The organism is Spirosoma sp. KCTC 42546, assembly GCF_006965485.1.
In the GTDB taxonomy this organism is placed as follows: domain Bacteria; phylum Bacteroidota; class Bacteroidia; order Cytophagales; family Spirosomataceae; genus Spirosoma.
Window position 1 is genome coordinate 4,179,027 of sequence record NZ_CP041360.1, and the last position, 13,574, is coordinate 4,192,600.

8 protein-coding genes and 1 tRNA gene are annotated in these 13,574 nt (G+C 47.6%); 6 read left to right on the forward strand and 3 right to left on the reverse strand.

Annotated elements, in window-relative coordinates:
- Positions 1–155 precede the first annotated feature (155 nt).
- Positions 156–1,733: a hypothetical protein gene (locus EXU85_RS17075; protein WP_142773243.1), complete on the forward strand. Its 1,578-nt coding sequence runs from the start codon at positions 156–158 to the stop codon at positions 1,731–1,733.
- 74 nt (positions 1,734–1,807) lie between these two features.
- Here EXU85_RS17075 and EXU85_RS17080 read toward each other — a convergent pair whose 3' ends face one another.
- From EXU85_RS17080 to EXU85_RS17090, 3 genes are all read right to left on the reverse strand, one after another.
- Positions 1,808–2,314 carry a shikimate kinase gene (locus EXU85_RS17080; protein WP_142773244.1) on the reverse strand — a complete coding sequence of 169 codons (507 nt, stop codon included), beginning with the start codon at positions 2,312–2,314 and terminating at the stop codon, positions 1,808–1,810.
- Positions 2,315–2,386: 72 nt separating this feature from the next.
- On the reverse strand, positions 2,387–3,529 hold the full coding sequence (locus EXU85_RS17085) for a BT_3928 family protein (RefSeq protein ID WP_142773245.1): 1,143 nt from the start codon (positions 3,527–3,529) through the stop codon (positions 2,387–2,389).
- A 98-nt stretch (positions 3,530–3,627) separates the two neighbouring features.
- Positions 3,628–4,164, reverse strand: coding sequence for a DUF1599 domain-containing protein (locus EXU85_RS17090; protein ID WP_142773246.1), 537 nt, complete (start codon positions 4,162–4,164; stop codon positions 3,628–3,630).
- 98 nt (positions 4,165–4,262) lie between these two features.
- Here EXU85_RS17090 and folP point away from each other — a divergent pair, with 98 nt between their 5' ends.
- The 5 genes from folP (at position 4,263) to EXU85_RS17115 (ending at position 13,424) form a co-directional block, all read left to right on the forward strand.
- Positions 4,263–5,132, forward strand: coding sequence for a dihydropteroate synthase (gene folP / locus EXU85_RS17095; RefSeq protein WP_142773247.1), 870 nt, complete (start codon positions 4,263–4,265; stop codon positions 5,130–5,132).
- A gap of 81 nt (positions 5,133–5,213) precedes the next feature.
- Positions 5,214–5,286 (forward strand) — tRNA-Lys (locus EXU85_RS17100).
- Between the two features lie 773 nt (positions 5,287–6,059).
- A complete protein-coding gene (gene gltB / locus EXU85_RS17105; RefSeq protein WP_142773248.1) occupies positions 6,060–10,634 on the forward strand; it encodes a glutamate synthase large subunit in 4,575 nt (1,524 codons plus the stop codon).
- A gap of 12 nt (positions 10,635–10,646) precedes the next feature.
- Entirely contained in the window at positions 10,647–12,137 is a 1,491-nt protein-coding gene (locus tag EXU85_RS17110) for a glutamate synthase subunit beta (RefSeq protein WP_142773249.1), read from the forward strand.
- Between the two features lie 180 nt (positions 12,138–12,317).
- Entirely contained in the window at positions 12,318–13,424 is a 1,107-nt protein-coding gene (locus EXU85_RS17115; RefSeq protein WP_142773250.1) for a tyrosine-type recombinase/integrase, read from the forward strand.
- Positions 13,425–13,574 lie beyond the last annotated feature (150 nt).

Here is a 13,574-nt window from a genome sequence, read left to right on the forward strand (position 1 = left end):
ATAAAAAATCCCCGCTGGTTAGGACAATTAGCGGGGATTTTCGTTTTGTAAGTGTTGTGCTATTAACGTATTTATAAGATAGCGATTAAACGTTTATTCGTTAATCTGTTCTAATACGTATAATTATATCGCACTCCACCAATCGCCTTATAAACATGATTAAGCAGTCATTTTTTACAGTAGCCCTTATGGTAGCAACTCGTCTGGCTTTTAGTCAGGGAGCTGCCTTCGATTATGCAGACGATGCCTTTCGTTATTCTGATTTTAGCCAGAATGGCACCGCCCGTTTCAGAGGTATTGGCGGAAACCACACTGCCCTGGGTGGCGATGCCAGTAATCTATCCGGTAATCCGGCTGGCTTGGCCTTCTACAATCGGTCTGAGTTAAGTCTGAGCCCCATGTATACGTCGGCCAATAACCAGAGTACGTTTTTAGGTCAACAAACAACCGGCAGTAGTGGTAAAGTTAGCGTTGGCCAATTTGGCCTTATTCTACCTGGTAAAAACAATAATGGTAGCAGCCGCTGGCGCCGGACTACGTTTGGCATTGGCTATTCTCAGTCCGCAAACTTTTTCGATTATATCGACGCACGTGGGCTAAACAATAACCCGAATTCCTCTATCGCCCAGACGTATATTAATTCGGCAAATGCAGCGCAGTACAGCGAGACCGAATTAATTAATGGATTTTATCCGAATGATCGTCAGGCAGATTTTAAAGAAGCTGCTGCCTATGGTCTGTTCTTAATTAATCCAACCACGACAACAACGCCAAGTTATTCTGGTCCGCCTTATACGCGCTATGATGCCACAACCCAGAAAGACCAGCGTTCAACCATTAGCCGCTCGGGTGCCCATTCACAGTGGACACTGGCCTATGCGGGTAACCTGGATGACAAATTATACATTGGTGGTTCGTTGGCACTGACTCATCTGAAATACTCCTCAGAAGTTGCATTTCTGGAAACGCCGGTCAATGGTCGCACCTTTGCGAATTATGGACAGACAAACCGGTTGGATATAACCGGCACGGGCATCAATGCTTCACTGGGTTTAATTTATAAACTAATTCCCCAGTTACAGATTGGTGCTACATTGATTACGCCGACGTTCAGCAGTGCGAATGAAGTCTTTGGTCAAACCCTATCGGCAGTAGCCAAAGACCCAAATCTTCAGCTGAAAACGAATTATGTGGATGTGGTTGACCCTTCTAATGAGTTTACTTACTCATTACAAACACCTTTACGGGCGTCGGGCGGAGCCACATACTTTATCGGAAATGGCAAAATCGGCTTCCTGACAGCAACGGCCGAGTACGTGAATTATCAGGGTATGCGGGTACGTACGTCCGCCTTCACAAATCAACAGGACAACACCGACTTTAAAAATGATGTAAGACGGTTTGTTCAGGATACATACCAGAACGTAATTAATGTGCGAGCCGGGGCTGAAATCCGGGCGGGGCTGCTTCGTCTGCGGGCTGGGGTAGCTTACCTACCCAGTGCTTACAAACTTGATCTGGATCGGGTTGCAAAAGCAGATCGTTCTAAATTGCTGCTATCTGCCGGATTGGGCGTACGAAATGACCGCTTCTTTGCTGATCTATCCGGTTCTTATCTAACTTATAAATCAGGTTATTCTCCTTTCGAATTGCCTAATAGTGTTGATACGCCGACGGTTGCCACAAACAATCGTAGTGCCAACCTGATGCTTTCGCTGGGTGTGTTTTTCTGATCATAATAAGCGCGGGGCGTATGTACTAGAAGTGAACCATTTCTAGTACATACGCCCCGCGCTTATTACGTTTATCATAGCCATTTTCCTAATCTCCGCAGCAACTCATCCTCAGTTGTCTCTCCCGAAATAATGATATTAGCCTGTGAGTAAATAGGCAATCGGAGTTCATACCGTTTTTGCAATACGGTGAGCAGTTCGGGATCGTTTGCATTATTCAGCGGGCGATCCTCATGAGCATGCGCCTGTATCCGCCTGGCCAGCACATCTACAGGCACATCTAAAAATACAGACACGCCTGTTGCCTTGATGTACTCCATATTATTATGATAGCAAGGCATGCCGCCCCCCGTCGACACCACCATATTCGCGCCCGGTTTGAGATTCCGAAGAACCCGCCGTTCGACCTCCCGAAAATATTCCTCGCCTGATTCGGCAAAAATCTCGGGAATGGAGCGTCCTTCTTCCCGAACAATGATCTTATCGGTATCGATAAACCGGTAATGCAAGACATCAGCGATACGTTTACCAAGCGTACTCTTGCCTGACGATGGCATACCGATAAGGAAAATATTTTTCATGATTTGTGTAGTGATGAAAGCAAATGCAGTTAGTCACAGAATTGCTCAATGCACTGACTTCACCTAGTTCACTTACTTCACTAAACCCTGAACTTCACCCGCATCCGGAGTTGAATTGTAATGCCATTTACCACGCACCACGCCGTTACTCATCAGCCAGGTACCTGGGTTTGATCGCATGATGGTTTTCAGAACCGTAGCATCCGCTTTGTAATAGGGCACAGTTTCTAATTGAAACTCCTTCCGGAACGCCTTGATTTCATCATCACTAGTTGAAGTAAGTATATAGGAAGACACATTGCTTCCTTTTAACCCTTCAACCAAAGCTCGTATAGCAGGCAGGCTTCCGGCATCAATATCTTTCGTATTCTTAACAATGATAAAGAGCTTATTTCCTTCAAACGTTTGCTGAGTGAAATCTCCCTCGTCGTTCCAGATCCGGTAATCCGTAATTTTGGGCTTGGCACTCTGATTCACCAATACCATTTCTTTAAACTTATAGCTCTGATCGGTCGGATAGGTTTCAAACTCCGTTGTTTTTCCATCTTTCTCCATCACGTACTTGTAGCGAAGCGGCTCCGAAGGTTTCATCCCAGCAGGAATACTTTTCCCAACTGCGTAGGGCAGCATATCGATTGGCGGTAGAAACTGAACGGCGTACACACCAAGTGCAAGCGTCAGAGCAACCGTAATGCCCACCAGCCACCCAGTGTTGCGGGACCGAAGGCGGTTGCGGTGGCCTATAATAAACAGGATCAGTACGGTCAGCACAACATCCTTCAGGAACGATGTCCAGGGCTTGAGCTTAATAGCATCCCCAAAACAACCGCAGTCGGTTACCCGGTCGAAATAAGCCGAATAAAAGGTTAAGAACGTAAAGAAAGTGATCAGGAAAAACAGGAGCCAGACTGTCACTTTAGGTTTGTACGAAGCGAGTAAAGCCACACCAAGAATCACTTCTGCTGCGCAGAAAAGCACAGACATAATCAGTGTAAATGGGACTAGCGCCATGAAGAAATCATGAAGAAACGGCACATCCTGCGCAAAGACTTCAAAGTACTCCTCAAACTTAATCTGGGTCCCAACCGGATCGTTGAGTTTAATAAGACCTGAGAATATAAAAACAATACCGACAAGAATGCGGGCAATCCGAGCGGCAATCAGCATGGGTGGCGTGCCGGTTTTAACTTTAGGTTGCGATGTAGTTGGGTTCATAGGTTAAGAATGAAGAATGTATAATTCATAATGTAAAATGACTACTAAATGGCGTAAGATTAATTCTTCATTTTACATTATGAATTATACATTCTTCATTAATTAGTCAGTTTTATTAAGCAAAAAACGGCGTAGTTAATCATATCCATATAATTAGCTTCAACACCCTCAGATACGAGCGTGTTGCCCTGATTATCCTCAATTTGCTTTGTACGCAGCAGCTTCATTAAAATAATATCGGTCATTGAGCTAACGCGCATATCGCGCCAGGCTTCACCGTAATCATGGTTTTTAGCAAATAACAACTCAATAACCTGGCCAATTTGGCCATCATAGAGATGTTCGAGTTCATCGGTTGGAATATCGGTCCGTTTGTCCTGCACTAACTGCATCTGAATCAGGGCCATAACGCAGTAATTAATGATACCCACAAACTCAGGCTCAATGCCCTCGCCTACGCGGCTCACGCCCGTTTCCTGCAAGGTGCGGATGCGCTGAGCCTTTATAAAAATCTGATCGGTGATGCTGGGAAGCCGTAAAATACGCCAGGCGGTACCATAGTCTTTATTCTTTTTCAGGAAGAGGTCTTTGCAGCGTTGGATAACCTGCCGATATTCGGATTCTGTAGTGGACATAGTCATTCAATAATCATTGATCGTCATTAACCAGTCATTGATTGTACTTGCGAAGAATGACAATCCAATGTCAGTGGATGACAATTTAATGACCTTTTATGCCGAAAGTTACGAAAAAAAGCCTAAACTGCCGGGGACGGCTGGTCGATTTGACTGAACCCGTGGTGATGGGGATTCTAAATGCCACCCCCGATTCATTCTTTGCGGGCAGTCGCGTCAGCCTCGGTAAATCAGCTACGGAACAGACTGTTGAGCTTGCCGGCCAAATGCTAGCTGACGGTGCCACATTCCTGGATATTGGCGGTTATTCGACCCGCCCCGGCGCAGCAGCCGTTAGTACAGCCGAAGAAGTTGAGCGTGTACTGCCTGTTATAGAAGCGATTCTGGCAAACTTCCCCAGTGCACTGATTTCAATTGATACCTTCCGGGCTTCGGTAGCCCGGAAGGCCATTTCAGCCGGAGCGGTACTCATTAACGACGTGTCGGGGGGAACCCTCGATACCGATATGTTCAGGACGGCTGCCGACTTGAGTCAATCCATGTCGGTTCCGTATATATTGATGCATATGCGAGGTACTCCGCAAACTATGCAGTCATTGGCAACCTATCAGAATCTTGTTCCTGAAGTCGTGGACGAATTGGCACAACGTCTGGCTGAATTACGAACATTGGGGGCTAAAGATATCATTCTCGACCCTGGGTTTGGGTTCGCAAAGACAATTTCGCAAAATTTTGAACTACTAAACAAACTGGACGCTTTTCAGCTATTCAACGAGCCCTTACTGGTCGGTTTTTCCAGAAAGACAACGATCTGGAAAACACTGGCTATCAGCGCCGATCAAGCCCTGAATGGCACTACCGTCTTAAACACAGTAGCCCTCCTAAAAGGGGCATTGATTCTACGTGTTCATGATGTCCGTGAAGCGGTCGAAGCCATAAAGCTCACCCAACAATTAAAAAAAAAATAGGGGTAGCCCTTGCGCTTATAAAAACAAAACCCTACTTTTGCATTCCCAAACGACGAACGATACGTTTGCTGAAAGGGAAATGATCTGGTAGCTCAGCTGGTAGAGCAATACACTTTTAATGTATGGGTCCTGGGTTCGAATCCCAGCCGGATCACAAAAACCGCAAAGCCGCTCAATTGAGCGGCTTTTTTTATGTACCTCCAGGTAAGCTCACTACCCGTTTTTTATCTATTTTTGAGAAAATAGCTTTTCCTCATTGTTAATTTTTGGACAGGATCAACAGGATGTGACTTCTGTCACCCATCCTGTTAATCCTACAATCCTGTCGAAAATAGCCATATTCAACAATCCTTTATGTCCGTAACTATATCTGTGACCAACCTGCTTATCCGATTTAAATCCTATTGGTTAAGCTGCCTCCTAGCGGGCTTAGTATGCATTGAAACCCTCGCGCAACCAACGGCTATTATCTGTAAACGATTCATTGACGGAACAGGCAAGGTGATACAAAACGCGGCCATAATTTTATCTCGTATGAACAGCCAATTAGTTCCGAAGGTCTGGTCGCTAATGGCCCGGAGAAAATCCGAAAAGCCGTTCGGGAGGAGATCAAACAGGGTACCTATTCTGTACGTTCATTGCCCTATTGAGTCTATCAAATTGGCATTTTTCAAGAAGAACTATAATCAAATTCACAATTAAAGCCGTTTACTAGTATATTCCGACAAAGGCTGTTTTTGCCAAATTTTTTTAGTAGTATATTGCGTGACTTTGTCACAAACGCCCGTCAGCCCGGCTAACATCTTCTGATTTGTTTATACGCCAGGCTACCTGTTAATTTAGATTTTCCTAACAATCGACGTTATTTTTTGCGATTCTGTCAATCAGAATACATTTATAGCGTCCTTATCCAACACTGTTACGACCATGTCTGATCAGGTTGACCAATTGGCGGGCCTCTACCGCCCCGAGTTTGAACACGACAATTGCGGTATCGGCTTTGTAGCCCATATTAAAGGTCGAAAGTCTCACCAGATTGTATCGGATGCGCTCCAGATGCTTCGGCGTATGGAACACCGGGGCGCCGTTGGGTCTGAACCCAATTCCGGCGATGGCGCGGGACTACTCATCCAGATTCCGCACGAGTTTTTTGTTGATGAAACTCGCAAGCTAGGTGTTCACCTTCCTCCTGCGCTCGAATATGGCGTTGGAATGGTTTATTTTCCGAAAGATGTATGGCTTCGGGAAGAATGCCGGGCGGTATTGAATCGGAAGATGAAACGGCTGGGACTTGAACTCCTCTGTTATCGGGTTGTACCAGTCAATAACAGCGATCTGGGGAATGGCTCACGTTCAGCAGAACCTCAAATGGAGCAGGTGTTTATTAAACGCCCTGCCGACGTTACCAATGCGGAAGATTTTGAGCGGAAACTATACATTCTTCGTAACTATAGTACGCGCATCATTAATGAAACCATTGCGGGTGTCGACCATTTTTATTTTTCGTCGCTCTCTTGCCGTACAATTACCTATAAAGGGCAACTGACAACGCTTCAGTTGGAGCCGTATTTCCCGGACCTTCAGAATGAAGAGGTTGTTTCGGCACTTGGGGTTGTGCATTCGCGCTTTTCAACGAATACCTTCCCGTCCTGGAAGCTAGCTCAACCCTTCCGGTATATTGCCCACAATGGTGAGATCAACACAGTTAAGGGGAATGTGAACTGGATGAAAGCAGCCGAAGGGCTTCTTGAATCGGCTAAGTTTACAAAGGACGAGATGGACATGTTATTGCCCATCTGCGATCCGAAACAGTCTGACTCGGCTAACCTCGATAATGCTATTGAATTGTTGGTCATGAGCGGTCGCTCGTTGCCGCATGTGATGATGATGCTGGTTCCCGAAGCCTGGGACGGCAACGACCACATGGACCCCGTTCGGAAAGCATTTTACGAATACCACGCAGCCCTGATTGAGCCCTGGGACGGCCCAGCCTCGATATCCTTTACCGATGGCCGGATCGTTGGTGCTACCCTCGACCGGAACGGACTACGCCCATCCCGTTTCTGGGTCACCAGCGACGATGTTGTAATCATGGCCTCGGAAGTAGGTGTTCTTGATATTGATCCAGCAATTGTTGTGTCAAAAGGGCGCCTTCAGCCTGGCAAGATGTTCCTGGTCGACATGGAGCAGGGACGTATTGTATCGGACGAAGAGATCAAAGCGGAAATTTGTACCCGCAAGCCCTATAGCAAATGGCTGGCCGATAATAAAATAAAGATTCAGGATCTTGAAGCACCGATCCGGTCGTATAACCCGTATGATCCCGCCAAATTGCTACGCATGCAACAGGCGTTCGGCTTCACATCCGAAGATCTCCGGATGATTCTGGCCCCAATGGTGGAAACCGGTAAAGAGGCCCTCGGTTCGATGGGTATCGATATCCCGCTTGCCATACTGTCGGAGCAGAGTCAACACCTGAGCCATTATTTCAAGCAGTTGTTTGCGCAGGTAACCAACCCGCCAATTGACTCCATTCGGGAGCGATCGATCATGTCGCTGATATCATTTGTAGGGGCAACGTATAATCTACTCAGTGAATCGCCGGAACATTGCCGTCAGGTAGAATTAGATCAGCCTGTACTGACAACAAAGGAGTTTGATAAATTACGCTTTATTGACAAGCCCAATTTCCAGGCTAAAACGATCAACTGTTTGTTTACGGCCGATGGCCAGGGTCGCTCACTCGAACGGGCGCTCGATCGAATCTGTCGGTATGCGGAAGATGCCATTCAGGATGGATACTCGATTCTGGTTCTTTCCGACCGTGCTATCGACTCCAGCCATGCACCTATTCCATCCCTGCTGTCTACAGCGGCCATTCACCACTACCTGATTCGTCAGGGTTTGCGAGGCAAAGTTGGGATTGTAGTAGAAGCCGGGGATGTGTGGGAAACGCACCACGTTGCCACATTGATTGGGTACGGTGCATCGGGCGTCAACCCGTATATGGCGTTCGAGACGATTGCCAATATGAAAGAAAAGGGTTTGCTGGCGGTTGATTACGACCTCGACAAACTCTTCAAAAACTACGTTAAGGCTGTCAATGGCGAGTTGCTCAAAATCTTCTCGAAGATGGGGATCTCTACCCTGCAATCGTATCAGGGTGCCATGATTTTCGAATGCCTGGGCTTGAATCAGGACGTCGTGAGTCGGTATTTCACCGGTACGGTATCCCGCATTGGCGGTATGGGTCTGGACGAGATTGCCAACGAAATTCTGGTTCGCCATTGCGTTTCTTTCCCCGATATGCCCGTATCGGTCCCTCGTCTGGAAGTGGGAGGTATTTACCAGTGGAAGCAACGGGGAGAAAAGCACATTTTCAATCCCGACACGATTCACTTATTACAGCAGTCTACGAAGAAGAACGATTATTCGATCTTCAAGAAATATTCGAAACTTATTGACGATCAGACGCAGAAAGCCATCACCCTGCGCGGTCTGTTAAAGTTCAAGAAAGGAGCATCTGTGCCTATCGACGAAGTTGAACCCATTGAAAGTATCTTCAAGCGGTTCGCAACGGGGGCTATGTCGTTTGGGTCGATTTCCTGGGAAGCGCATACCACGCTGGCCATTGCCATGAACCGTATCGGCGGCAAGAGCAATTCCGGTGAAGGTGGGGAAGATGAACTCCGCTATACTCCGCTCGAAAACGGCGACAGTATGAACTCGGCCATCAAGCAGGTTGCGTCGGGCCGGTTTGGGGTAACGAGCTACTACCTGACCAATGCGCAGGAGCTACAGATCAAGATGGCGCAGGGTGCCAAGCCTGGCGAAGGTGGTCAGTTACCTGGCTTTAAGGTAGATGACTGGATTGGTCGGACACGCCACTCAACACCGGGTGTTGGCCTGATTTCGCCCCCTCCTCACCACGATATTTATTCGATCGAGGATTTGGCTCAGCTCATCTCCGACCTTAAAAACGCCAACCGGGCCGCCCGGATCAGCGTTAAATTAGTATCGGAAGCCGGGGTCGGTACCATTGCTGCCGGGGTTGCCAAAGCCCATGCCGATCACATCCTGATTTCGGGACACGATGGCGGAACGGGAGCCTCTCCCCTGTCGTCGATTCGTCACGCAGGTCTGCCCTGGGAATTAGGTTTGGCTGAAGCGCATCAAACACTGGTTAAAAACAAATTACGCGGCCGGGTAACGGTTCAGGCCGATGGCCAGATGCGTACCGGTCGTGACCTGGCTATTGCCGCGTTACTGGGTGCCGAAGAATTTGGCGTAGCCACGGCCGCACTGGTTGCCACGGGCTGTATCATGATGCGCAAATGCCATCTGAATACCTGCCCAGTGGGTGTAGCAACGCAGAATAAAGAACTTCGTGCGCTATTTACAGGCAAGCCTGAGCACGTGGTGAATATGTTCACCTTCCTGGCCATGGAACTGCGTGAGATCATGGCGGAGTTAGGCTTCCGCACCATTAACGAAATGGTTGGTCAGTCCCAAATGCTCGAATTGCGTGAGAATCTGGCACACTGGAAATACAAAAAGGTGAACCTCGATGCCCTGATTTACAAAGAGCCAACCAATCTGGATGTGGCACTGTACAAACAGGAAGAACAGAATCACTATTTAGATGACGTACTCGACCGGAAACTGATTGAACTGGCAAAGCCTGCGCTGGCATCTGCCGAGTCGGTTTATGGCGAATTCACGGTGCAGAACATTGACCGGAGCATCGGCACGATGTTGTCCAACGAAATCTCGAAGGTATACGGTGGCCCCGGACTGCCCGATAGTACGATCCACGTTAAACTTCGGGGTACGGCTGGGCAGAGCTTCGGCGCATTCAGCACAAGCGGTATCAAACTCGAACTTGAAGGCGATGCCAATGATTACTTCGGCAAAGGTCTCTGTGGAGCGCAACTGATTGTGTATCCTGACCGGACAGCGCAGTTTCAACCAGAGGAAAACAGCATTGTTGGTAACGTATCGTTTTATGGAGCCACCTCGGGCGAAGCATTTATTCGGGGGATGGCGGGCGAGCGATTCTGCGTTCGTAACTCCGGGGCTAAAGTCGTCGTTGAAGGCGTGGGCGACCACGGACTTGAATACATGACGGGTGGCCTTGCCATCATTCTGGGGCAAACGGGCCGCAACTTCGCAGCGGGTATGTCGGGAGGTGTGGCGTATGTGTACGATCAGGACGGATCATTTGCCTCGAAAGTAAATGGTGAAATGGTGAGCCTGGAAAGCCTGACAGACGAAGATCAGGGCATCATCCGTGAATACGTTGATAAGCATTTTCAATACACCACCAGCAACGTAGCACTGGCCCTGATTCAGGACTGGGACAATCAAATTGGTCGTTTCGTGAAAGTAATGCCCGGTGATTTCCGGCAGGCACTTGCTGGTCGGGGCATTTCGCTGGCGGATCAGATTCGCGACAAGAGCATTGTTTATCAGGACATAACCGTAGATGTGACGCAGGGGTAAGTAAAAAATACTATGGGAAAACCTACCGGATTTTTAGAATTTACGCGCGAGCTACCCAAAAAGCGCGACCCGCAGCAGCGGATTCACGATTACAAGGAAATTGAGATGCCGCACTCGGAGAAAGACTCCCAGCGGCAGGCTGCCCGGTGTATGGACTGCGGCACACCGTTCTGCCACAGCGGCTGTCCACTGGGAAACATCATTCCTGAGTTCAACGACGCGGTTTACGAACAGAACTGGGCCTATGCCTACGAGATTCTGAGCTCGACGAATAACTTCCCGGAATTTACGGGTCGTATTTGCCCGGCTCCCTGCGAAGCCTCGTGTGTATTGGGCATCAATAAACCGCCCGTCGCTATTGAGTTCATAGAAAAGTCGATTGCCGAAGCCGCTTTTGAGCATGGCTACATAACCCCAAAGCCGCCTAAAGAACGGACGGGTAAGCAGGTAGCTGTGGTAGGGTCTGGCCCGGCGGGTCTGGCCGCTGCGGCTCAGCTTAACAAAGCAGGCCACACCGTTACGCTATTTGAGCGGGCCGATCAGATTGGGGGTTTGTTACGTTACGGCATCCCTGACTTCAAACTTGAGAAGTGGACCATCGACCGCCGGTTAGCGGTGATGGAAGCTGAAGGCATAACCTTCAAAACAGGTGTTAATGTTGGCGTAGATGTAAAGGCGAACGATTTACTGAATGACTTTGATTTAGTAATGCTGACCGGTGGTTCCACCGTGCCGCGCGATCTGCCAATTCCGGGTCGTAACCTCAAGGGAATTTATCCAGCAATGGAATTCCTGAGCCAACAGAACAAGCGTAATGCTAAGCTTCCGGTTGTCGTTGATCATCAGGGTGAGAAGTACAGCGATGGCGAATTACTGGCAACGGGTAAAAACGTAGTTGTTATTGGTGGTGGCGATACAGGTTCCGACTGTGTCGGAACGTCAAACCGACATGGTGCTACCAGTATAACCCAAATTGAGTTAATGCCAATGCCACCGAAAGACCGGGCCGAGAATACGCCCTGGCCTAATTGGCCCATGATGCTTCGCACCAGTTCCTCGCATGAGGAAGGTTGTGACCGGCACTGGTCTATCAACACCAAGGAATTCATTGGCGACGAAAACGGCAGTCTGAAAGCACTCCGTATTGTTGACCTGACCTGGAAACACGAGAACGGCCGCATGCAAATGGTGGAGCTACCCGGTTCGGAACGCGACATCCCCTGCGAACTGGCCCTACTGGCCGCTGGCTTCCTGCATCCGCAGCACAACGGCCTGCTAGACGACCTCGGTCTTGAGTACGACGAGCGCGGCAACGTAAAAGCGACGAACTACCAGACAACGACCAATCCGAAAGTATTTGCCGCTGGCGATATGCGTCGGGGTCAATCGCTGGTTGTCTGGGCTATCTCAGAAGGTCGTGAAGCTGCCCGCGCTGCTGACCTGTACCTGATGGGTGAGACCATGCTCGAAGCGAAAGCGGTTTCGATGATAGCGGTGGACTAATACGTATTGCCGATTAATAGAAGCCGCCCGGCTGCTGGTGCCAACCAGTAGCCGGGCGGCTTTTTATTTGTAATTATTTTTTGTTCTTTTGTATCATTACAAGTTAATTTATTTACCGACCACAATACTAAAGGGATTTTTCTTAGTAGAATACGTACGATTACATAAACGATGCTAGTGATGACTAACTCAAATTTACCTGGTACCGAGCATTTGCCAACCGCTATAAGGTATGAATTGAGTATGCACGCTGGCCAGCACGTAATCTTTATTTACTTCGAGTTTAACAATGAATTAAACAAACAGGTCCGTCAGCTATCGGGAGCCAGATGGAGTCGTTCACACAAAGCCTGGTACGTTACTGATATTCCTCATTATCGGCGGCTATTTGGGCTTGCGCCACAGTTGGCCGGCAAAGAGGTAATCATTCAAATTGATCCGGTAAATCAACCAGCCTTTAAAGCACTTATAGAAACACTCCAATTGAAAGCTTACAGCGAAAGTACCATTCGGACATACCGTAATGAGTTTGCTCAGTTGCTATACCTTCTCAAAAGCATATCCGTTGATTCGTTGGAGCCAGACCGACTAAGAAGCTATTTTTTATATTGCATAAATACGTTTAAACTCTCCGAAAACACACTTCATAGCCGTATCAATGCGATCAAGTTTTACTACGAACAGGTAGCAGGAAGGGCAAAAATGTTCATTGAAATTCCAAGGCCCAAGAAGCGGATTAGTTTACCTAATGTATTAGCGATTAGCCAGGTTGAAAAGTTATTCTCAAATCTGGCTAATCTTAAACATAAAACGATGCTTTTTCTGGCTTACTCAGCAGGTCTGCGTGTAAGCGAAGTAGTAAATCTAAAACTGAAGAGTATTCATTCTGAACGTATGGTTATTAACATCAAGGGGGCAAAAGGAAAAAAAGATAGAACAGTATCCCTGTCACCCGGCATATTAGATTTATTACGGAAATATTATAGTGTGTACAAGCCCAGGGAATGGCTTTTTGAAGGCCAATATGAAAATAGCCAATACACGACCCGAAGTTTACAGCAAGTATTTCACCGGGCCAAAAATAGTGCCAAAATCATACAGCCTGTCACGTTTCATAGTCTGCGTCATAGCTATGCCACCCATCTACACGAGCGTGGCCCAGACATTAAATTGATACAAGAATTGCTCGGCCATACTGATCTGAAAACAACGCTGAGATACACCCATGTCAGTAACCGCACTCTGGAAAATATCATAAGCCCATTTGACCAGTTAAACTTAAAATAAGAGTCATTTTTTTAGATGACATTACAACATCTCTTCGTTGGTCACTCTTAAATTAATCGGAAACAATACAAAAAGTACGACAGATAAAGCACAATAAAGTATTCAAATTACACAAAACAATACAAAAAGTACGACAAAACTTTCGTCTAT